This is a genomic window from Sphingobium agrisoli, from assembly GCF_041877245.1.
GTDB lineage: Bacteria > Pseudomonadota > Alphaproteobacteria > Sphingomonadales > Sphingomonadaceae > Sphingobium.
Window position 1 is genome coordinate 225,423 of the sequence record NZ_JBHDJI010000003.1, and the last position, 19,995, is coordinate 245,417.

At 64.7% G+C, this 19,995-nt stretch carries 22 protein-coding genes and 1 tRNA gene; 15 read left to right on the plus strand and 8 right to left on the minus strand.

All coding sequences use genetic code 11. The annotated features are described in order from the left end of the window. Positions 1-156 precede the first annotated feature (156 nt). Positions 157-582, minus strand: a complete 426-nt coding sequence (locus tag ACETPF_RS07605; RefSeq protein WP_373933971.1) for a hypothetical protein — start codon at positions 580-582, stop codon at positions 157-159. 100 nt (positions 583-682) lie between these two features. Here ACETPF_RS07605 and ACETPF_RS07610 point away from each other — a divergent pair, with 100 nt between their 5' ends. The 7 genes from ACETPF_RS07610 (at position 683) to phoB (ending at position 8,082) form a co-directional block, all read left to right on the plus strand. After that, complete coding sequence (locus ACETPF_RS07610; RefSeq protein ID WP_373933813.1) at positions 683-1,975, plus strand: ATP-binding protein; 1,293 nt, start codon at positions 683-685, stop codon at positions 1,973-1,975. A 105-nt stretch (positions 1,976-2,080) separates the two neighbouring features. Then, positions 2,081-3,130 (plus strand): substrate-binding domain-containing protein, encoded by a 1,050-nt coding sequence (locus tag ACETPF_RS07615; protein WP_373933814.1) that lies wholly within the window; start codon positions 2,081-2,083, stop codon positions 3,128-3,130. Positions 3,131-3,142: 12 nt separating this feature from the next. Further along, a complete protein-coding gene (gene pstC / locus ACETPF_RS07620) occupies positions 3,143-4,537 on the plus strand; it encodes a phosphate ABC transporter permease subunit PstC (protein WP_373933816.1) in 1,395 nt (464 codons plus the stop codon). After that, on the plus strand, positions 4,534-5,781 hold the full coding sequence (pstA, locus tag ACETPF_RS07625; protein WP_373933818.1) for a phosphate ABC transporter permease PstA: 1,248 nt from the start codon (positions 4,534-4,536) through the stop codon (positions 5,779-5,781). The genes pstC and pstA overlap by 4 nt, the downstream gene beginning before the upstream one ends. A 5-nt stretch (positions 5,782-5,786) precedes the next feature. Then, positions 5,787-6,575: a phosphate ABC transporter ATP-binding protein PstB gene (pstB, locus tag ACETPF_RS07630; protein WP_373933820.1), complete on the plus strand. Its 789-nt coding sequence runs from the start codon at positions 5,787-5,789 to the stop codon at positions 6,573-6,575. A 107-nt stretch (positions 6,576-6,682) separates the two neighbouring features. Then, complete coding sequence (phoU, locus tag ACETPF_RS07635) at positions 6,683-7,378, plus strand: phosphate signaling complex protein PhoU (RefSeq protein ID WP_373933821.1); 696 nt, start codon at positions 6,683-6,685, stop codon at positions 7,376-7,378. Positions 7,379-7,380: 2 nt separating this feature from the next. Beyond that, the gene (phoB, locus tag ACETPF_RS07640; protein ID WP_373933823.1) at positions 7,381-8,082 is read left to right on the plus strand and encodes a phosphate regulon transcriptional regulator PhoB; all 702 of its coding nucleotides are present in this window, start codon (positions 7,381-7,383) and stop codon (positions 8,080-8,082) included. A 4-nt stretch (positions 8,083-8,086) separates the two neighbouring features. Here phoB and ACETPF_RS07645 read toward each other — a convergent pair whose 3' ends face one another. The 4 genes from ACETPF_RS07645 to recR all read right to left on the minus strand — a co-directional run bounded on the left by ACETPF_RS07645 (position 8,087) and on the right by recR (position 10,494). Next, positions 8,087-8,755, minus strand: coding sequence for a hypothetical protein (locus tag ACETPF_RS07645; RefSeq protein ID WP_373933824.1), 669 nt, complete (start codon positions 8,753-8,755; stop codon positions 8,087-8,089). Positions 8,756-8,819: 64 nt separating this feature from the next. Beyond that, positions 8,820-9,122, minus strand: coding sequence for a hypothetical protein (locus ACETPF_RS07650; protein ID WP_373933826.1), 303 nt, complete (start codon positions 9,120-9,122; stop codon positions 8,820-8,822). A gap of 207 nt (positions 9,123-9,329) precedes the next feature. Beyond that, positions 9,330-9,860, minus strand: coding sequence for a peptide deformylase (gene def, locus ACETPF_RS07655; protein ID WP_373933828.1), 531 nt, complete (start codon positions 9,858-9,860; stop codon positions 9,330-9,332). A gap of 37 nt (positions 9,861-9,897) precedes the next feature. Beyond that, positions 9,898-10,494: a recombination mediator RecR gene (gene recR, locus ACETPF_RS07660; RefSeq protein WP_373933829.1), complete on the minus strand. Its 597-nt coding sequence runs from the start codon at positions 10,492-10,494 to the stop codon at positions 9,898-9,900. Positions 10,495-10,547: 53 nt separating this feature from the next. Here recR and fmt point away from each other — a divergent pair, with 53 nt between their 5' ends. Together fmt and truA are read left to right on the plus strand one after the other, a co-directional pair. Continuing rightward, positions 10,548-11,456, plus strand: a complete 909-nt coding sequence (gene fmt / locus ACETPF_RS07665; protein WP_373933831.1) for a methionyl-tRNA formyltransferase — start codon at positions 10,548-10,550, stop codon at positions 11,454-11,456. A 5-nt stretch (positions 11,457-11,461) separates the two neighbouring features. Beyond that, positions 11,462-12,217 carry a tRNA pseudouridine(38-40) synthase TruA gene (truA, locus tag ACETPF_RS07670; RefSeq protein WP_373933833.1) on the plus strand — a complete coding sequence of 252 codons (756 nt, stop codon included), beginning with the start codon at positions 11,462-11,464 and terminating at the stop codon, positions 12,215-12,217. Here the strand turns inward: truA and ACETPF_RS07675 are convergent. Next, entirely contained in the window at positions 12,210-13,169 is a 960-nt protein-coding gene (locus tag ACETPF_RS07675; RefSeq protein ID WP_373933835.1) for a GGDEF domain-containing protein, read from the minus strand. The two genes, truA and ACETPF_RS07675, sit on opposite strands and share 8 nt — an antisense overlap. Positions 13,170-13,222: 53 nt before the next feature. Continuing rightward, positions 13,223-13,942, minus strand: a complete 720-nt coding sequence (locus ACETPF_RS07680; RefSeq protein ID WP_373933837.1) for a queuosine precursor transporter — start codon at positions 13,940-13,942, stop codon at positions 13,223-13,225. Positions 13,943-14,010: 68 nt separating this feature from the next. Between ACETPF_RS07680 and ACETPF_RS07685 the strand changes: the two genes are divergently transcribed. From ACETPF_RS07685 to ACETPF_RS07700, 4 genes are all read left to right on the plus strand, one after another. Continuing rightward, a tRNA-Arg gene (locus tag ACETPF_RS07685) sits at positions 14,011-14,087 on the plus strand. Positions 14,088-14,177: 90 nt separating this feature from the next. After that, the gene (locus ACETPF_RS07690; protein ID WP_373933841.1) at positions 14,178-15,083 is read left to right on the plus strand and encodes an aldo/keto reductase; all 906 of its coding nucleotides are present in this window, start codon (positions 14,178-14,180) and stop codon (positions 15,081-15,083) included. A gap of 97 nt (positions 15,084-15,180) precedes the next feature. Then, positions 15,181-16,041 (plus strand): hypothetical protein, encoded by an 861-nt coding sequence (locus ACETPF_RS07695; protein WP_373933843.1) that lies wholly within the window; start codon positions 15,181-15,183, stop codon positions 16,039-16,041. Positions 16,042-16,164: 123 nt separating this feature from the next. Beyond that, positions 16,165-17,124, plus strand: coding sequence for a hypothetical protein (locus ACETPF_RS07700; protein ID WP_373933845.1), 960 nt, complete (start codon positions 16,165-16,167; stop codon positions 17,122-17,124). 31 nt (positions 17,125-17,155) lie between these two features. Here ACETPF_RS07700 and ACETPF_RS07705 read toward each other — a convergent pair whose 3' ends face one another. After that, positions 17,156-18,238, minus strand: a complete 1,083-nt coding sequence (locus tag ACETPF_RS07705; protein WP_373933846.1) for an anhydro-N-acetylmuramic acid kinase — start codon at positions 18,236-18,238, stop codon at positions 17,156-17,158. Between the two features lie 55 nt (positions 18,239-18,293). Between ACETPF_RS07705 and tyrS the strand changes: the two genes are divergently transcribed. Next, positions 18,294-19,511 carry a tyrosine--tRNA ligase gene (gene tyrS, locus ACETPF_RS07710; protein ID WP_373933848.1) on the plus strand — a complete coding sequence of 406 codons (1,218 nt, stop codon included), beginning with the start codon at positions 18,294-18,296 and terminating at the stop codon, positions 19,509-19,511. 76 nt (positions 19,512-19,587) lie between these two features. Continuing rightward, positions 19,588-19,947 carry a PilZ domain-containing protein gene (locus ACETPF_RS07715; protein WP_373933849.1) on the plus strand — a complete coding sequence of 120 codons (360 nt, stop codon included), beginning with the start codon at positions 19,588-19,590 and terminating at the stop codon, positions 19,945-19,947. The last annotated feature ends 48 nt before the right edge of the window (positions 19,948-19,995 follow it).

Here is a 19,995-nt window from a genome sequence, read left to right on the forward strand (position 1 = left end):
GGTATAATAATACCATGTCATCGAGCGGGCAGGCTATGACCTTGTCCCCCTCATCCCGGCGATAGCCTGTCTCCACCCGTGGCCCCTGCCATTACGCCAAACAACTGTACAGATCGCTGTACAACGCGCCCGCCGCCACGCCCGGAAAAAGGCGGATCAGCGCGGCATCTGGAGCGAGGCGTAGCAGGTGAAACCGCTCGTTCCCCGCTGCAACCGGCGGATATAGTTCAGATAGGCCTGGTTCTGCTCGTAGCTGGTGCCCGGCAACGGCCGCCCGCGCATCGCCTGCTTCACCTGCTCGCCGGTGAAGCTGCGCCCGGTCCCCGGAAACGCGCCCGGCGTGCCTGCCGGCACCACCTGTCCGTTGGGTGCGATCGCGCTGCCCGCCCGCCCCTGATCAGGCACGGGAATGGTGCAGTTCAGCACCGATGCCACCGTGTTCGCCAGCGCCGGCCGGATCGACACGATCGCCGATGCCGCCACCGCCCCGCCCATCAGCAGCTGGCGGCGCGAGGGCGCAGGCAATCCGGCCTTATCGGCTCCGGTCTCCTGGCTCTGCGGATCGGGCGTCGCCTCGCTCATCTCGTTCTTGTCCGTTGCTTGCGCTTGCCAAAGCGTCATGATTGGCCGCTATTGGAAACAGACATCGCAGCAAATGCGCGACAAATCCAGCGCGGTAACCATGAATCGACTGACCATTTCGCAGATCACGGCATCGCTCGCCACCCTGCTGCTGGGGGCGGGCGGCGCTCTGATCCTGGGCTCCCCGCTGCTGCCGCTGGCGCTGCTGACGCTGGTGGGGCTCGCCATCCTGCTCATCTGCGCGGGCGACGCCGACCCGCCGCCCGCCGCCGAACCAGCACTGGTTCTGCCCGACGCCCTCGACCTTATCGGCCACCCCGACTTCGCCAGTCTGCTCGAAGGGATATCGGACCCGCTGATGCTGGTCGAGCGCGGCCGCATCCGCCACGCCAATCGCGCCGCCCAGCGGCTGCTCGGCAGCCATATCGAGGGCGAGGACGCGCGCATCGCCATCCGGCACCCCGCCGCCGCCGAACGGCTGGCCAGCCCCGCCCCGCTCGCCGACCCGGTCATGATCGAGCTGGTGGGCCTGGGCGCGCGCGACCAGCGCTGGCAGATGCGGATCGCCCCGGTGGGCGCGGTCGCCGACATGCGCCGCCTCGTGCACCTTGCAGACCATAGCGGCCCCCATGCCGCCGAAAAGATGCGGGTCGATTTCGTCGCCAACGCCAGCCACGAACTGCGCACGCCGCTCGCGGGCATATTGGGCTTCATCGAAACGCTGGCCGACCCGGAAATGGGCAAGGATGTCGAAACCCGCGAACGCTTCCTCGCCATCATGGAACGGGAAGCGCGCCGGATGCAGCGCCTGATCGACGACCTCATCTCCCTCTCGCGCATCGAATCGGAACGCTATCGCCTGCCCGACGCCAGCGTGGACATGTCCGAACTCACCGCCGAGGTCGTCGGCGTCATCCGCTCCAGCCATGGCGATCGCGGCCGCGACGTGGAAATGGAGATCGCGCCGCAACTCGCGCCGGTTCAGGGCGACCGCGCGCAATTGTCGCAGCTGCTCCACAATCTCATCGGCAACTCGATCAAATATGGCCGCCCCGGCACCCCCATCCGCGTGTCGCTGACCGAAGGGCCGAGCGGCATGACCCGCCTCATCGTCGCGGATGAAGGCGAGGGCATCGGCCCCGATCATCTTCCCCGGCTCACCGAACGCTTCTACCGCGTCGATTCGGGCCGCAGCCGTGCGGTCGGCGGCACCGGCCTCGGCCTTGCCATCGTCAAGCATATCGTCGAGCGGCACCGCGGCCGGCTCGACATCGCCAGCACGCTCGGCAAAGGCACGACCATCACTATCCTCCTGCCTCCCCCCGTCGAGGAAAGCCAGGGCCGGCAGGACGAGAAGAAGCGCCCGTCGACGCTTTCGGACGCCGTGTCATGAAACTGCAATCTATCCGTCACAAAGGCGCGATGGTCCGCGACTAGGCCGCCCTTCCAGGGGGGGCAGCGATCAGAGCGACTCGCGGCCGCATGATGGAGGTTTCCCGTGAAGACGTTCGCCCTGCTCGCCGCGACGACCGTGAGCGTGCTCGGCCTTGCCGGGTGCACCGACGAGGCCGGCAGCGCCAGCACGCGCGATCAGATCCGCGCCGTGGGTTCCTCCACCGTCTATCCCTTCGCCACCGCAGCCGCCGAACTCTTCGTCCAGGGCAATCCGGGCATGAAGTCCCCCATCATCGAAGCGACGGGCACGGGCGGCGGCATCAAGCTGTTCTGCACCGGCGTCGGCGCGCAATTTCCCGATGTCGCCAACGCCTCGCGCCGGATGAAGAAGGCCGAGTATGAGCAGTGCGCCGCCAATGGCGTCAAGCAGATCGTCGAAATCCAGGTCGGCGTTGACGGCCTCGCCTTCGCCGAATCGAACAAGGGCCCCGGCCTCAAACTCACGCCCAAGATCGTTTACGAGGCGCTGGCCGCCAATCCCTATGGCAGGGGACCGAACAAGACGCAGAGCTGGAGGGACGTGGACCCCAGCCTTCCCGCCATCCCCATCTCGGTCTTTGGCCCGCCCTCGACCAGCGGCACCCGCGATTCGCTCGCCGAACTGATCCTGGAGAAGGGCTGCCAGAGCGACCCGGCGATGAAGGCGCTCAAGGAACAAGACGAGGATCGGTACAAGGCGACCTGCACCCGCGTCCGCGAAGACGGCAAATATGTCGATTCGGGCGAGAATGACAATCTGATCGTCCAGAAGCTGAACGCCAATCCCAACGCGGTCGGCGTGTTCGGCTTCAGCTTTCTCGAAGAGAATAAGGACAGTTTGAACGACGTGCCGATCAACGGCATCCAGGCGACCTATGAAACCGTTTCCACCGGCCAATATCCCGGCGCGCGTCCGCTCTACATCTATGTGAAGAAGGCGCATATGCAGGCCATTCCCGGTCTCAAGCTGTTCCTCGACAGCTTCGCGGCGAACTGGGGGCCGGGCGGCGTGCTCACCCGACGCGGCATGGTCGCCGCGCCGGACGATGTGCGCCGCAAAAGCGCCGATACCGTGAAATCGCTCGCCGTCCTCGACGGCGCCGACCTCAAATAAGCGAAAGGCCCCATGACCGGACCCGCTATACTTCTGCTGTTGGCAGGCCTCGGCGCGATCGCCTGGGTCACCGCCCGCGCTCGCGCGCTGCGGCTTCAGGCGGTTGCGCGCGACACCGGGCGGCGGGACGCCGTCCACAGCCTGCCGGGCTATCATGGCTGGTACGTCGCGCTCTGGACGCTGATTCCGGCGGGACTCTTTCTCGCCGTCTGGGCCAATGTCTCGCCCGGCCTCGTTACGCAGTCCGTGCTGACGCAGCCGGCCGCGCAGAGCCTTCCCGCCGACCGCTTCGCCCGCGCCGCGATATTGGGCGAAGCGCGCGCCATCGCATCGGGCGCTCAGGCCGCCGCCTTCAATCCGGCGAGCGAGCCGCTGGTCGAACCCTATCGGCAGGCGCTCGGCACCTATGGCCTCGCGGGCGGCGCGCTGGCGCTGATCCTTGCCTTTGCTGGCGGCGCTTACGCCTTCACCCGCATCCGGCCGGACTTCCGCGCCCGCACCAGGGTCGAACGGCTGGTGATGGCGACGCTGCTCGTCGCCTCGCTGCTCGCGATCGTGACGACTCTCGGCATTGTCGCGTCCCTATTGTGGGAAAGCTTCCGCTTCTTCTCGATGGTGAACCCCATCGACTTCCTCTTCGGCCTTAAATGGAGCCCGCAGTCGGCCGCCATGGGCTATGGCAATGATGATGCGTTCGGCGCGGTGCCGCTCTTCTGGGGCACCATCTTCATCGGCGCCATCATCGCCATGATCGTCGCCATTCCGCTCGGCCTCATGAGCGCTGTCTATCTGACGCAATATGCCAGCCCCACCATCCGCAAATGGATGAAGCCGATGCTGGAGGTGCTCGCCGGTGTACCGACGGTCGTCTATGGCTATTTCGCCGCGCTGACGGTTGCCCCCGCGCTGCGCGACTTCGCCGTGGCGATCGGCATCAGCGGCGCTTCCTCCGAAAGCGCGCTCGCCGCCGGTCTCGTCATGGGGGTGATGATCATCCCCTTCGTCTCCTCTATGGCCGACGACAGCATCGCCGCCGTGCCGCAATCGATGCGCGACGGCAGCCTCGCCATGGGCGCGACAACCAGCGAAACGATCAGCCGCGTCCTCATTCCGGCGGCTCTCCCCGGCGTCGTGGGCGGCGTTCTGCTCGCGGTCAGCCGCGCCATCGGCGAAACGATGATCGTCGTCATGGCCGCCGGCCTCGCCGCCAACCTGACCCTCAACCCCTTCGCCAGCGTGACGACAGTGACGACGCAGATCGTACAGCTGCTCACCGGCGACCAGGAATTTGACAGCGCCAAGACGCTCGCCGCCTTCGCGCTCGGCCTCGTCCTGTTCGTCGTCACCCTGCTGCTCAACATCGTGGCCCTGCGGGTCGTGAAGAAATACCGTGAGGCTTACGAATGAGCGTGCCCGAACGCCTCCCCACCGACTGGAAGTCGGACGCGATGCGGCGCCGCATCGCGCGCCGCTACGCCGCCGAGCGCCGCTTCAAGCTGGCCGGTTTCCTCGCCGTGCTGCTCTCGGCCGCGTTCCTGACCTTCCTTCTCGCAACCATGATGGGCAACGGCCTGCGCGGCTTCACCCGTACGGAAATCGCGCTCAAGGTCGATTTTCCTGCGACACGCCTGCCGCTCAATCCCTCCGCCATCACCGATATGGCGCTGGTTAACGCCAACCTTCCGGTAGTCACGGCCGAGATTGCGGAGAAGTCGCTGGGCAAAGATGCCGACACCCTGCTCGCGCCGACTGCCTGGCTCAGCCTGCGCGACGCGATCAAGGCCGACCCGACGATCCTCTCACGCACCGAAACGATCCGCGTGCCCGCTTCCACGGGGCTCGACCTGGCTGCAAAGAGCGACGGATCACCGGAATTTGAAGCCAGCTACGACCGGCTTCGCAGCCAAGGCATAGTCCATACCGGCTTCAACTGGAACTTCCTTGGCTCCAGCGACGGCACCGATCCGGTCCAGGTCGGCATCTGGGGCGCGTTCAAGGGTTCGTTGCTGACGATGTTGGTGACTCTGCTGCTCAGCTTTCCGATCGGCGTCGCCACTGCCCTCTATCTGGAGGAATATGCGCCCAAGACCTGGTGGACCGACATCATCGAGGTGTCGATCAACAATCTGGCGGCGGTGCCCTCGATCATCTTCGGCCTGCTCGGCCTCTCGATCTTCCTCAATTTCCTGCATCTGCCGCGCTCCGCCGCGCTGGTCGGCGGCATGACGCTGGCGCTCATGACCATGCCGGTCATCGTCATCGCCGGCCGCAACGCGATCAAGTCGGTGCCGCCCAGCATCCGCGACGCCGCGCTCGGCATCGGCGCGTCGCCGGTGCAGGTCGTGTTCCAGCATGTCCTACCCCTCGCCCTCCCCGGCATCCTCACCGGCACGATCATCGGCATGGCGCGCGCATTGGGCGAGACCGCGCCGCTGCTGATGATCGGGATGCGCGCCTTCATCGCCACGCCGCCCGGCGGCGTCACTGACCCCGCCACCGTCCTGCCGGTGCAGATCTTCCTCTGGTCCGACGAAGTCTCCAAAGGCTTCGTCGAAAAGACCTCCGCCGCCATCATCGTCCTGCTGCTCTTCCTGCTCGCGATGAACGGCCTCGCCATCTACCTCCGCAACAAATTCGAGAAACGGTGGTAATCGCCATGACCGAAGAACAGAAAAATCTCGCCCCCGCCAACCCGAAGATGACCGCGCGCGACGTCAAGGTCTTCTACGGCCCCAAACAGGCGATCAAGGGTGTGTCGATCGACGTCGACATGGACAATGTCACCGCCTTCATCGGCCCGTCGGGCTGCGGCAAATCGACCTTCCTGCGGACCCTCAACCGCATGAACGACACCGTCGCCTCGGCGCGGGTCGAAGGAGACATCACGCTCGACGGGGAGGATATCTATGCCCCCTCGATGGACGTGGTGCAGCTCCGCGCGCGGGTCGGCATGGTGTTCCAGAAGCCCAATCCCTTCCCCAAGTCGATCTACGAGAATATCGCCTACGGCCCGCGCATCCACGGCCTCGCCGCCGGCAAGGCCGACATGGACGTGATCGTCGAAAAGTCGCTCCGCCGCGCGGGTCTGTGGGATGAAGTCAAGGATCGCTTGCAGGACAGCGGCACCGCGCTCTCCGGCGGCCAGCAGCAGCGCCTCTGCATCGGCCGCGCCATCGCGGTCGAACCCGAAGTCATCCTGATGGACGAGCCCTGCTCGGCGCTCGACCCGATCGCGACCGCCAGGATCGAGGAACTGATCCACGAACTGCGCGGCCGCTACGCCATCGTCATCGTCACGCACAATATGCAGCAGGCCGCCCGCGTGTCGCAACGCACCGCCTTCTTCCATCTGGGCGAACTGGTCGAATATGGCGTGACATCCGACATCTTCACCAATCCAAAGGCGGAACGGACCAAGGATTACATCACGGGACGCTACGGCTGAGACACCCCCACCCCATTCGGTTCGATAAGCCCTATCGAGACCAGTTCTAGACAGGCTCGAACCGAACGGCGGAAGCACAGCGCGCGCGGCGCGCAACGGAGCTTATGATGGCAGAACATACGATCAAAGCATTTGACGAGGATATCGACCGGCTGCGCGGGCTGATCGCCGAAATGGGCGGGCGCGCCGAAGCGGCGATCGAGAATGCGATGCTGGCGCTCCAGCGGCAGGACCAGGCCCTCGCCGCCGAAGTCGTAGCCGACGACAAGCGGATCGACGCGATCGAGGCGGAGGTCGAGAAACTGGTGATCCAGGTCATTGCCCTGCGCGCGCCGATGGCGAACGATCTGCGCGATGTGATCGCCGCGCTCAAGATCGTCAACGTGGTCGAGCGGATCGGCGACTATGCGAAGAACATCGCCAAGCGCGTGCCGCTTGTCGCCACCAATACCCGCACGCTCGAACCGATTTCGCTGCTCCCGTCGATGGGCCAGGTGGCGGGCGAGATGGTGCATGATGCGCTCAACGCCTTCGCCGCGCGCGACCCCGAACTGGCGCTCGCGGTGGTCGAGCGCGACACCGTGGTCGACGATTTCTATAACAGCGTCTTCCGCACGCTCGTGACCTTCATGGTCGAAAATCCCAAGACGATCAGCGAATGCGCGCACTTGCTGTTCATCGCCAAGAATATCGAACGCATCGGCGACCATGCGACCAATGTCGCGGAAATGGTCTATTACGCCGCCACCGGCCAGACCCTGCCGGAACGCGAGCGCGGCGCCGACATCCAGCCGGAGGACTGAGCATGGCACGGGCGAAGATGCTGCTGGTGGAGGATGATGCGGCGCTCGCCGAACTCCTGATCTGGCATTTCAAGCGCGAGGATTTCGACGTCGCTCACACGGTCGACGGCGAAGAAGCGCTGCTGATGGCGCAGGAAAGCACGCCCGACATCGTGCTGCTCGACTGGATGGTCGAAAGCCTGTCGGGGATTGAGGTCTGCCGCCGCCTGCGCCGCATGAACGGCACCGCCAATATCCCGATCATCATGCTCACCGCGCGTGGCGAGGAAGAGGACCGCGTGCGCGGCCTAGAAACCGGCGCGGACGATTATGTGACCAAGCCCTTCTCGCCCCGCGAACTGGTGGCACGCGTCGGCGCGGTGCTGCGCCGCGTGCGCCCGGCGCTCGCCGGCGAAACGCTGACCTTCGCCGATGTCGAGATGGACACGGTCGGGCACAAGGTTCGTCGCGGCGGCCAGGTCATCCCGCTCGGCCCGACCGAATTCCGCCTCCTGAAGCATTTTCTGGAGCATCCCGGCTGGGTCTTCTCGCGCGAACGGCTGCTCGACAGCGTCTGGGGGCAGGACAGCGACATCGAACTGCGGACCGTCGACGTCCATATCCGCCGCCTCCGCAAGGCGATCAACGCCGACGGCCATTATCAGGACATCATCCGCACCGTTCGGTCGGCCGGCTACGCGCTCGACACCGACGGCATGGGGTGACCGCTCAACCCGCCGCGGGATAGGCGTGAAGCTGCGGAAAAACCTCTTCCATCGCCTTCACGTCGGGCAGGACATAGACATAACCGCCCTTCTTGCGGAACAACGGCCCGATCTGGGCATAGGTGCGTTTGGGCAGGTTGATGCAGCCGAAGGTGATGCGATTGTCGGCGACGTCGGGCGACAGCATCCGCTCGCGACGTTTCTCGCTCGCCGTTCCCGGCGGGATGGTGTGCAGCGCGACCGAGGTCGCATAATCGACCCACAGCACCCGCGTTCGCCCGGCCGCAACCCCGAACTTCGCCAGGAATCGGCCGGCCGGCGTCGTCTTTTCCGCCGGGCCGATCTCCGCCAGCGACTTGGCCCCGACCCCCGGCGTCGCATCGTCCCCCGGCGCGATCCCGATCAGCACCGGTGCGTCGGCGATCCTCTGGCCCTTGGCGTCATAAAGCCACAGCCGCGCCGCCGCCTTGTCTATGACCGCATAGGGCAGCGCGCCATGATCCCCGGACGCCGCGACCCAGCCCAGCAGCCGGGCTGCCGAAGGCGTCGGATCGACCCGCATGTCCATCGCGTCGGGCGCCTTTACCGGCTTGGCGATGTCTTGCGCCGCAAAGACCGGCTTTGCGATCAGGAGAGAAAGAACGGACAGCGCCAGCCGCGACGGGATCAGCATCGGGTAAACTCACTCCTGGGGTTGCCATGGCCGGCGCGCGCACGCCGGCCATGGGGAATTGGGGTCAGTGGCGCGGCCGCTTGCGCTGCGCTTCGACCATCCGCTGCTCCACGCTGTCGACGCGGGCGTTGAGCTGATCGAGCCGCTGCCCGTTCTGCTGCGCCTGCCCCGCGGCCGAACGCGCTTCGCCGAGCGCCTGCTGCGCCGTGCCGTCGGTCGTCTGGAGCCGCTGCTCCAGCGCATCGACGCGCTGGCTCACCGTGGCGACCTGCTCGCGCACGAAGCCCTTGGTGGCGCACCCGCCCAGGCCCAGCGAGCCGATGAGCACGACCGACAGGGGTAGAATCTGCTTGATGGATAGCGACATATTTTCTCCTCTTCTTGAACCAAGCGGAGCGGACAGAGCCGAGCCCGACATTTCCGACAAGCAACATTCCGACAGATTGTGCAGCAGGCCGGACCAGCAGAGGCAGATGAACGGATTGAAAGAAAAGGATTTTTCGCGCGTTTCAACGAAAAACGCCCCGACCGCACGGGTCAGGGGGTTGCTTTATCTATGCTTTTCGATGGCGCGTCAGGCCGCCTTGCGCGCCTTCGCCAGCTTCTTGAGCAGCATGTCGCGTTTCAGCCGCGACAGATGATCGATGAAGAGAATCCCCTCCAGATGATCCATCTCATGCTGGAGGCAGGTGGCGAGCAACCCTTCCAGCTGCTCCTCATGAATGCGGCCATCCCGGTCCATCCAGCTCGCCCGGATGACGGCCGGCCGCTCGACCTCGGCAAATTGGTCGGGCACCGACAGGCAGCCCTCGTTATAGACCGATTGCTCGTCCGAGCCCTTCAAAATCTGCGGATTGATGAAGACCAGCGGCTTCTTGACCGGCGGCGCGCCTTCCTCGTCCGATTCGGGCTCCTGAAGGTCGATCACCAGCACCCGCTTGGGCACGCCCACCTGGATCGCCGCCAGCCCGATGCCGGGCGCGTCGTACATAGTGTCGAACATGTCGTCGATCAGCGTCTGGAGATCGTCATCGATCGCCTCGACAGGGGCCGAAATGGTACGCAGGCGCGGGTCGGGCGCTTCCAGGATGGGACGAATAGCCATGGCACGAACATAGGCGGAACGTGCGCGATTATCAAGCTCAGCCGATCGGCCGCCGCGCCCGCAACGCCTGCGCCAGCGTACCCTCGTCCAGATAGTCCAGTTCCCCGCCGACCGGCACCCCATGCGCCAGTTGCGTCAGGCGAATGGGGAAGCGCTCCAGCCGTTCGGCGAGATAATGGGCGGTCGTCTGCCCCTCCAGCGTGGCGTTCATCGCCAACACCACTTCATCGATGCCGCCAGCCTCCACCCGGCTCACCAGCGCCTCGATCGTCAGATCCTCGGGCCGCACCCCCTCCAGTGCCGACAGCCGCCCGCCCAGCACATGGAAACGGCCGGGGAAGAGTCGCGACTTGTCCAGCGCCCACAAGTCCGCCACATCCTCGACCACGCACAGCGCCCGCGCGTCCCGTCGCGGATCGGCGCAGATGCCGCAGGGATCGACCGTGTCGACATTGCCGCAGATGTGGCAGCTCACCAGCCGTTCGTTCACCGCCTCCAGCGCGCGCAGCAGCGGCGCCATCGCGCCCTCGCGCTTTTTCAGCAGATGCAGCACCGCGCGCCGCGCCGATCGCGGTCCCAGTCCGGGCAGGCGGGACAGCGCTTGCGTCAGCGCCTCGATTTCCGGTGAAGCCATATGCCGAGATAAGGGGTTGCAACCGGCACAGACAAGGGGTTTGAGAGGCCGTCATGGATATCGTCTATATGGGCACCCCCGATTTCGCCGTTCCCGCGCTCGATGCGCTGGCGCATGCCGGGCACCGGATCGTCGCGGTTTACAGCCAGCCGCCTCGCCCCGCCGGCCGGGGCAAGGCGCTGCGCCCCTCCCCGGTCCATCTGCGCGCCGAACAACTGGGAATGGAAGTCCGAACCCCCGCCTCGCTGAAGGACGCCGACGCGCAGGCCGCCTTCGCCGCGCTCGGGGCCGATGTCGCGGTGGTCGCGGCCTATGGCCTCATCCTGCCGCCCGCCATATTGGCCGCGCCGCGCCATGGCTGCCTCAACATCCACGCTTCGCTGCTGCCGCGCTGGCGCGGCGCCGCGCCGATCCAGCGCGCGATCCTGGCCGGCGACAATGTGACTGGCGTCACCATCATGGACATGGAGGCGGGCCTCGACACCGGCCCGATGCGCGCCAAGCACGTCACTCCTGTCGAGGACAAGACTGCCGGCGCGCTGACCGCCGAACTGGCGCAGGCCGGCGCGGAACTGATGGTCGAGGTGCTGGACGACCTGTCGCTCCACCCGCCGATGGCCCAGCCCGATGAGGGCGTCACCTACGCCGCCAAGATCGACAAGGCCGAAGCGCGGATCGACTTCACCCATGGCGCGCACCACGCCGAACGGCAGGTCCGCGCGTTCAATCCCGTCCCTGGCGCCTTCTTCGCCTATCGCGGCGAACGCTTCCGCATCCTCGCCGCCCAGTGCGAGCATCATGCCGGCGAACCGGGCCTGCTGCTGGACGACAGCCTTTTGATCGGCTGCGGCGCGGACGCGCTGCGCCCGACGCTGATCCAGCGCGCGGGCAAGGCGGCGATGAGCGCGGGCGAGCTGCTGCGCGGTTTCGATATGCCCGCGGGCAGTCGCGTCGATCCCTGATCGCCATGACCCGCTTTGCCTTCACCGTCGAATTTGACGGCCGGCCTTTCATGGGCTGGCAGCGGCAGGCGCATGGCCCGAGCGTGCAGCAGGCAATCGAGGATGCGATCTTCGCCGTCACCGGCGATCGCGCGATCCTCCACGCCGCCGGCCGGACCGACGCAGGGGTCCATGGCCTTGCCATGCGCGCCCATGCCGATATCGCCAAGCCGATCGCGCCCTTCCGCCTGATGGAGGCGATCAACGCGCATCTGCGCCCCGCCCCGGTCGCGATCCTCGCTTGCGAAAGCGTGGCGGACGATTGGCACGCCCGTTTCTCCTGCACCGGCCGCGCCTATGTCTATCGCATCGCCAACCGCCGCGCGCCGCTCACCTTCGAGCAGGGCCTGGTCTGGCGCGTCATCCAGCCGCTCGATGCCGAGGCAATGCACGAGGCTGCGCAGCAACTGATCGGGCGCCACGACTTCACCACCTTCCGCTCCGCCCATTGCCAGGCCGAAAGCCCGGTCAAGACGCTCGACCGGCTGGACGTGGTGCGCCACGGCGACCGCATCGCCATCCATGCCGCCGCCCGCTCCTTCCTGCATCATCAGGTGCGATCGATGGTCGGCTGCCTGGTGATGGTCGGCATGGGCCGCTGGTCCGCCGCCGACCTGAAAGCCGCGCTCGATGCCCGCGATCGCGCCGCGCTCGGCCTCAACGCCCCGCCCGACGGCCTCTATTTCGTGCGCGCGACCTACGCCGATTCGCCGCTCAGCTAGGGCGAGCCACCCGCACCCGGTTCTTCCCCGCCTGCTTGGCGCCGCGCATCGCCTCATCGGCGCAGGCAACCAGCCTGTCGAGGTCGTCGGGCGCAGCCTGACCCATCACGGCCAAGCCGATGCTGCCGCTTATGCCGCTACCACAATCGGCCAGAGCCGCGCGCACCCGCTCGGCCGACGCGCGGGATGCCCCATCGCCAAGGCCCGCCGCCATGATCAGAAACTCGTCGCCCCCCAGCCGAGCGACCACGTCGCCCTCGCGCGCTGCCGCCCGCAACTGCCCGGCCACCGCGATCAGGCAATCGTCGCCAGCGGCATGGCCCAGATCGTCGTTCAGCTGCTTGAACCCGTCGAGGTCGAGGAACAGCAGCGACACGCCCGCTCCCGCCCGCGCCGCTTCGCTCAGCAGGTCGCGTCCGCGCGCCTCGAAGCCACGCCGGTTGAGCAGGCCCGTCAGCGGGTCGTGCATCGCCTCGAAACTCGCCTGCCGCAGTTCCGACAGATCCTCGACCACCGCGACATAAAATTCGGGCTCGCCGGCGTCATCGCGCGCCATCGCGACCGTCAGCTTGACCCAGATGATCGTGCCGTCCGCCCGGACATAGCGCTTCTCCATCGCGTAACGCGGCAGTTCGCCGGCATATAGGCGCGCCAGCAGCGCCTCGTCGGCGTGAAGGTCATCGGGGTGCGTGATCTGCCGAAATCCGGTGCGGATCAGCGTATCGGCGTCATACCCGCTGATTGCGCAGAAGCGCGGATTGACCTGGATGAAGCTGCCGTCGAGCGCCACATGGGCGATGCCGACCGGCGCGTGATGAAAGGTCGCCTCGAACCGCCGCTGCGCCCGCGCCAATTCGGCTATCACTCCCGGGCCAAGCAAATCCCGCTCCGCCGCCAATGGCAAAGCTTTGCCGGGATCGATCGCGAAATCGCCTTGCATCATCCTGCTCATGCGGCGCTTCTGCACGCGCAATCGTAAAGGGATGCTTTACCCTGATCGGAAATTTAGAGGCGGGCGCGGAACGGGGTGAAGTCTGTCCCCTCGTCGTAAATGTCCAGCCCCTCGCGCCGCTTGACGAAGCCGACCACGGCATAGGTGACCGGGGTCAGCAGCGCTTCCCACCCGACCTTCATCGCCCAGTTGGTGACCATCACGGTCAGCACCTGATCGCTGGTCCATATGCCCCAGAAAGCGAGCGGGTAGAAGATCAGGCTGTCCACCCCCTGCCCCACGACCGTCGATCCGATCGTCCGCATCCAGAGGTGCCGGCCCTGCGTCCGCAGCTTCATCCGCGCCAGCACGAAACTGTTCGCCAGCTCGCCGGCCCAGAAGGCGACGAGCGACGCGAACACGATCCGCCAGGTGCTGCCGAACACGGCCTCATAGGCTTTCTGGTCGGGCCAGCCATCGGCCGGCGGCAGCGCCACCACCACCCAGCTCATCAGCGCCATGAACAGCATTGCGCCGAACCCCGCCCATACGCACCGCCGCGCGCGGGCATAGCCATAGACTTCGGTCAGCACGTCGCCCAGCACATAGCCGAGCGGGAAGAAGAGAATGCCCGCGCCGAACGTGAAGCCGCCGACCGTCGACAGCTTGGCCGCGCCGATCAGGTTGGACAGCAGAAGGATCGCGACGAACGCCGCCATGAAGAAGTCATAATAACGCAGCGGCCGCGCGCCCAGCGCGCCTGCATCGACCTTCCGAACCGCCCCGTCGTTCATGCGCCCTGCTTATCGCGTCGGCAGGCGATTGCAACCCGCCCGCCCGCCCGCTATCGCGGCGAACGCACGGCCCCGTAGCTCAGTTGGATAGAGCATCCGCCTTCTAAGCGGATGGTCGCAGGTTCGAATCCTGCCGGGGTCGCCAGTTGCCTCCATGGCTTGACTGTTCACCCGACTTGGCTGCTGGCATAGTATTTGTCTTTGCCGAAGGCCAAGACCATGCTACGGTTGTGCGATGCAATATACGAGCTTGAGAGGCGACCGCCTTCGCGTATCCCGCGTTGGAATCGGTACATTCAATACGGTGTCGCGCCAGGCGGATATGAACGTGGTCGTTGATGCGGCGTTGGATGTAGGAATTACTCTGTTCGACACTGCCGAAAGCTATCGCAACGGCGGCATGGAAAACATGCTCGGCAAGGCGCTGGGGGGCAAACGCGATCAGGCGATCATCGCTACTAAATGGGGGCTGAAGGAAAGCGAATTGCCCGCCAGTTCACCCAACTATATCGTTCAGGCATGCGAGCGTAGTCTAAAACGGCTGGGAACTGATCGCATCGACCTCTATCAATATCATCATTTCGACCGCTCCGTGCCTATAGAGGACACGCTGGGTGCGCTGCAAGCCCTTCAACAGCAGGGCAAGATCATCGAATACGGCCTTTCCAACGTGAAAGCTCCGCTTTTCAAGAAGGTCGTGGCCGAAGCGAAGCGCGCCGGAGCGCCGCTGCCCGTGACTTCACAGGAGCATTACAGCTATCTTCACCGGGACGTGGAAGAGGATTTTCTCGCCACACTGAACAAGGAACAAGCCTGTCTTCTGGCCTATTATCCGCTTGAGGCGGGATTGCTGACTGGCAAATATCGACAAGGTGAAACGCCGGCCAGCGGCACTAGGTTAGGCCGGAAACCCGACGCGCCGGCGGTGCAGAAGAGACTGCAAGGCGCCGATTGGCCCCGCATCGCCGAACTGGACGATTTCGCCTCATCACAACGGGTTACGGTGGGCCAAGCCGCCTTGGCGTGGATTTTGAGGAAGCAAGAGGTGGCAAGCGTTCTTGCCGGCGCGACTTCGGCGGAACAAGTAAAGCAGAATGCTGAGGCGGCTGCATTGGCCCAAACGCTCGAGTTTCCCGATTAAAAGTGTCGCTTGGGCGCAAAAATAATGTAAAAAGCTAAGCATGACGGTAGAGAGTCGGTAAGGTCGTATTCGAGACGGATTTGTTAGGGGAATAGGAATGAATCAAGCGGATTTGAGGGCGCATATCGAGCAGAAGATCCGGTCGGCCCGGCTGGAGATCCTCCCTTTTCCTCACATGATCATTAATGATTTCCTGCCTCAGGAAGTCTATGACAAGGTGTTGGAGTATAATCTTTTTACCACCAACGATGGAACGCCCTGGAACTCCGGGTCGGGCAAGACGACGACACGATCGATCAACGCGACGCCCTATCAGCTTCGCAGCCAGATCAACTTCCACAAGCGTGCGCCGGAATTCGAAGCCGCGCCAGAGGTTACCGAATTTTGGGACATGATCCAGAGCACCTTCTTGTCAGATACCTGGTTTCCTCGCACGATCTTCTCGAAGTTTCCTGAATACTTCTATCTGCGGTTTGGCGAGAACGCGGAACGCGACGATTTTTGGACGATCTGCCGCAAGGCGCTTTTCGTACAGCGGCACAAGATGGGCTATGATCTTGGGCCGCACACCGATATTCCTACCCGCATTTTCACCTGCCTCTTCTCCTTCCCGGAGACTGCGGGCTATGAACAATATGGCACGGCGCTGCTGCGGCATACGACGCCCTACACCATTTCGACCGGGCATCGGCATCACAGCTTCGACGGCTTTGAAACCGTCAAGATGAACGAGTATAAGCCGAATAATTTCATGTGCTTCTTTAAGACGGTGCACGCCTTCCATGCGGTGCCGCCGATCAAGGAAGAATTGCCGAACCAGCGTTATGGCATGCAGTTCCAGTTCCATGAACCGCTAAAGGGTCTGCTTCAAGAACTGGGCGCTTCGATCGCGCCTTCGGCTCAGGAAAAGATCGCCGCCAAACGTGCCGAACCGGAATCAGTTACGATCTCCGCCTGATGAACGCTCGATGGAGGGCTGCGGACCAGCAGCCTTCCATCGTCGCAGACGATATGCGGCGTTTGTAGATCCCGCTGGCGCGCCCCGTCGCATATTCCTTCCCGACTGGCCGGGAGCACCCCGTTGCACTTGATTTACGAAGACCGGCATGTCGAAATCTATCACCAGCCTGGCCCCAGCCCGCGCGCTATGGTGATAACCTTCAATAATATGCAGATGGTGGCGAGCGGGGACACATTCTGGGGCAAGCCCGTAATGGAAAAGCTCGGCCTCCCCGCCATAGGTGTTATGAGTCGCGCCCGCAATTGGTTCCCGATGGAATCAATGGACTCCGCAGCCCCCGTCGTGCGCCGTCTTGCCAAGGAGTATTCCAACGTCATCGCCTATGGTGCGTCGATGGGCGGCTATGGGGCGCTCAAACATGGCAAGCGGTTGGGAGCAACCCATTCCGTCGCTTTTTCGCCGCAGCACTCGATCGATCCGGCCCAAGTTCACCCCTGGGACAAACGTTACTCGCGCTATTATGACAGCGCGCTGCACGGCCCCGCCATGCAAGTTGAAGGGCTTGATATGACAGATCGGGCCCATATTTTTTTCGATCCGTTCCTGCCCCCTGATCATCGGCATGTAAGAAATCTAGTTGCTGAAAACGCAAATGTCGCGCTGCACAAACTTTTCTGTGCCGGTCATGAAGCCGTTTCTCTTTTTGCCGGTACCAAGACGATCGACACGTTAATAGAAGGCGTAACGAGCGGAGACTTGAACGCCATCCATGGTCAAATCTCTCAGCTACGCCGTACCCACAAAAATCGCCGCTTTCATCTTCTGAAGACACTCCTTTTCCGCAAAAGAGCGTCCAATCTCCATTCGACTCTGCTGGAAAATGCCGATACCCTCGACCCTGCGCTGCTGGCTGAGTTGATGGCGATTTCAGCCCGCTACGCCATGTATCGCAAAGACATCGGCGCTGCATATAAAAGTATACTTAAGGCGGTCGAAATCAATCCGCAGCACCAGACCTATCGAAAGCTCCGTAAGGAGATCGAAAGCCGGCAGCTGGCACAGCCCGCTTTTGTTGACTGAATGCAGCCGAGCTTAGCTGCTCCGGCAGGCGCTAAGCAAACATCACCCCGCCCGTCATCGGTACAGGCGCGCCGGTCGTGCCGGGGAAGCTGATCGGCAGGCCTTTCATGCTCCGCACCGCCATATAGGCGAAACCCTGCGCCTCCAGCGCGTCGCCATCCCAGCCAAGCCCGTCGACGGGCAGCACCTGCGCGCCCGTCCGCTCCGCCAGCATCGCCATCAAGGTCAGGTTGTGGCGTCCGCCGCCCGCGACATGGATGGTCGCCGGGCGCGCGGGAAGATGGTCGATCGCGCGCGCCACGCTGGCGGCGGTGAAGGCGGTCAGCGTCGCCGCGCCGTCCTCCAGCGGCAGGCCGTGCACCGCCTCGGTGCCGAAGCGCTCCCGGTCGATGCTTTTGGGCGGCGGCGCGTCGAACCACGGGTCTGCCATCATCGCCGCCAGCCGCTCCGCATCTACCGTGCCACGCGCCGCGCATTCCCCGCCCGCGTCGAAGGCGACGCCGCCCCGCGCCTGCATCCAGTTATCGATAAGCCCGCTCGCCATCCCCGTGTCGAACGCGATCAATGTCCCGTCGGCACCGACGAAGGTTATATTCGCCACCCCGCCCAGATTGAGCACCGCCGCCGGCTTCTCCAGCCCATCGGCCAATGCCCGGTGATAGACCGGCAGCAGCGGCGCACCCTGCCCGCCCGCCGCCACGTCCGCGCTCCGCAGGTCGCCCACGACCGGAATGCCGAACGCCCCGGCGAGCGCCGCGCCATCGCCGATCTGCCACGTCCAGCCCCGCTCGGGCCGGTGCGCGACGGTATGGCCGTGAAAGCCGATCACGCCCACATCCTGCGCGATATGCCCGCTCCGCCCCAACAGGTCGGCGATGGCGCGCACATGCAATTCGGTAAGGTCCGCCTCCACCGACGCGATCAGCGGCTCGAACCCCGGCGCCTCCATCGCCATTGCCCGGGCGCATGCTTCGGCCAGCCGCAGCCGGAAGCCCTCGTCATAGGCCATGGCGTGAAATTCGACCGGCCGGACCGTGCCTTCGCCATCGGTCTCGATCAATGCCGCGTCGATCCCGTCGCGCGACGTGCCCGACATCAGGCCGATTGCGAGCATGGGTGAAAACTCCGCCTCTTTTACACGAACAATCGCAATGCTACAGGCGCGCGCCATGAGCAACTACCAGTCCGACCTCCTGCGCCTGCTCGACGAGCGCGGCTACATCCACCAGTTGACCGACGCGGCGGGGCTGGATGCCCTGGCGGCGCGTGAAGTGGTGCCGGGCTATATCGGTTTCGATCCCACCGCGCCCTCGCTCCACGTCGGCAGCCTGGTGCAGATCATGATGCTGCGCCGGATGCAGCAGGCGGGGCACAAGCCGATCGTGTTGATGGGCGGTGGCACCGGCAAGATCGGCGACCCTTCGCTCCGCGACGAGGCGCGCTCGCTGCTGACGGTCGAGAAGATCAACGAGAATGTGAACAGCATCAAGCACGTGTTCGAACGCTTTCTCACCTTCGGCGACGGGCCGACCGACGCGATCATGGTCGATAATGCCGGTTGGCTCGACGCGCTCGAATATATCCCCTTCCTGCGCGACATCGGCCAGCATTTCTCGGTCAACCGGATGCTCAGCTTCGATTCGGTCAAGCTGCGGCTGGACCGGGAGCAGTCGCTCAGCTTCCTCGAATTCAACTATATGATCCTGCAAGCCTACGACTTTCTCGAACTGTCGCGCCGCGCCGGCTGCCGGCTCCAGATGGGCGGGTCGGATCAGTGGGGCAATATCGTCAATGGCATCGAATTGTCCCGCCGCGTCGATGGCACACAGGTGTTCGGCCTCACCTCCCCGCTCATCACCACCGCGGACGGCGGCAAGATGGGCAAGACCGCCAAGGGCGCGGTGTGGCTGAACGCCGACGCGCTCTCGCCCTATGATTACTGGCAATTCTGGCGCAACACCCAGGATGCCGACGTCGGCCGTTTCATGCGCCTGTTCACCGACCTGCCGCTCGACGAGATCGCGCGGCTGGACGCGCTGGAAGGGGCGGAGATCAACGAGGCCAAGAAAATCCTCGCTCACGCCGCGACCGCCATGGCGCATGGCGAGGAAGCCGCCACCGCCGCCGCCGAAACCGCCAGGCTGACGTTCGAGGAAGGCGCATCGGATACGAACCTCCCGACCGTCAGCCTGGGGACCGACAGCCTTACCGTCGTCCAGGCTACCACCGCGCTCGGCTTCGCCACCTCCAACAAGGAAGTGCGCCGCAAGCTTGGCGAAGGCGCGATCCGCGTGAACGGCGATGTCGTCACCGATCCCGCCGTCACGCTCAAGGCCGGCGACAAGCTCAGCTTCGGCGCGAAGAAACACGGCCTGATCGTCGCCTGACCGGCAAAGAGCGTTAGCCTTCCGTTAACGCTCTTTCCTATCAAACCGTCCATTTTCAGCAGCTTAGGCTGCATCCATGTCCACATCCTCGGTCTTCGCCAATCTGGGTCATGTTCTGCGCTCGCGCGATCCTGCGGTGGATCAGCGCCGCGCGAACCGCGACCTTGTGGATATGGTCAGCCACGCGACCTTACGTGGCCGCAGCCAGGGCGTGCGGATCATCAACATCTCCGCGCTCGGCCTTATGTGCCGCAGCGACACGGACCTGATCGCCGGCGAGCGGATCAGCATCTGGCTCCCGGTTCTGAAAGACTATCCGGCCGAAATTCGCTGGGTCGAGGACCGGCGCGCGGGCATGGAGTTTTTCGAGCCGATCCCGCCCCGCATCTATGACGCGATGCTCGCGCTCATCCCGCCGCGCCGAACCGCCTGGTAGCGGCCCAGGGCGGATCGATTTCCCGGACGCCGGAACTGAACGGCTGGA

Bases quoted from the DNA above. Each gene is read 5' to 3' on its own strand.
- ACETPF_RS07605 (WP_373933971.1), bottom strand. From the start codon at position 582: ATGAGCGAGGCGACGCCCGATCCGCAGAGCCAGGAGACCGGAGCCGAT.
- ACETPF_RS07610 (WP_373933813.1), top strand. From the start codon at position 683: ATGAATCGACTGACCATTTCGCAGATCACGGCATCGCTCGCCACCCTG.
- pstC (WP_373933816.1), top strand. From the start codon at position 3,143: ATGACCGGACCCGCTATACTTCTGCTGTTGGCAGGCCTCGGCGCGATC.
- pstA (WP_373933818.1), top strand. From the start codon at position 4,534: ATGAGCGTGCCCGAACGCCTCCCCACCGACTGGAAGTCGGACGCGATG.
- pstB (WP_373933820.1), top strand. From the start codon at position 5,787: ATGACCGAAGAACAGAAAAATCTCGCCCCCGCCAACCCGAAGATGACC.
- phoU (WP_373933821.1), top strand. From the start codon at position 6,683: ATGGCAGAACATACGATCAAAGCATTTGACGAGGATATCGACCGGCTG.
- phoB (WP_373933823.1), top strand. From the start codon at position 7,381: ATGGCACGGGCGAAGATGCTGCTGGTGGAGGATGATGCGGCGCTCGCC.
- ACETPF_RS07645 (WP_373933824.1), bottom strand. From the start codon at position 8,755: ATGCTGATCCCGTCGCGGCTGGCGCTGTCCGTTCTTTCTCTCCTGATC.
- ACETPF_RS07650 (WP_373933826.1), bottom strand. From the start codon at position 9,122: ATGTCGCTATCCATCAAGCAGATTCTACCCCTGTCGGTCGTGCTCATC.
- def (WP_373933828.1), bottom strand. From the start codon at position 9,860: ATGGCTATTCGTCCCATCCTGGAAGCGCCCGACCCGCGCCTGCGTACC.
- recR (WP_373933829.1), bottom strand. From the start codon at position 10,494: ATGGCTTCACCGGAAATCGAGGCGCTGACGCAAGCGCTGTCCCGCCTG.
- fmt (WP_373933831.1), top strand. From the start codon at position 10,548: ATGGATATCGTCTATATGGGCACCCCCGATTTCGCCGTTCCCGCGCTC.
- truA (WP_373933833.1), top strand. From the start codon at position 11,462: ATGACCCGCTTTGCCTTCACCGTCGAATTTGACGGCCGGCCTTTCATG.
- ACETPF_RS07675 (WP_373933835.1), bottom strand. From the start codon at position 13,169: ATGAGCAGGATGATGCAAGGCGATTTCGCGATCGATCCCGGCAAAGCT.
- ACETPF_RS07680 (WP_373933837.1), bottom strand. From the start codon at position 13,942: ATGAACGACGGGGCGGTTCGGAAGGTCGATGCAGGCGCGCTGGGCGCG.
- ACETPF_RS07690 (WP_373933841.1), top strand. From the start codon at position 14,178: ATGCAATATACGAGCTTGAGAGGCGACCGCCTTCGCGTATCCCGCGTT.
- ACETPF_RS07695 (WP_373933843.1), top strand. From the start codon at position 15,181: ATGAATCAAGCGGATTTGAGGGCGCATATCGAGCAGAAGATCCGGTCG.
- ACETPF_RS07705 (WP_373933846.1), bottom strand. From the start codon at position 18,238: ATGCTCGCAATCGGCCTGATGTCGGGCACGTCGCGCGACGGGATCGAC.
- tyrS (WP_373933848.1), top strand. From the start codon at position 18,294: ATGAGCAACTACCAGTCCGACCTCCTGCGCCTGCTCGACGAGCGCGGC.
- ACETPF_RS07715 (WP_373933849.1), top strand. From the start codon at position 19,588: ATGTCCACATCCTCGGTCTTCGCCAATCTGGGTCATGTTCTGCGCTCG.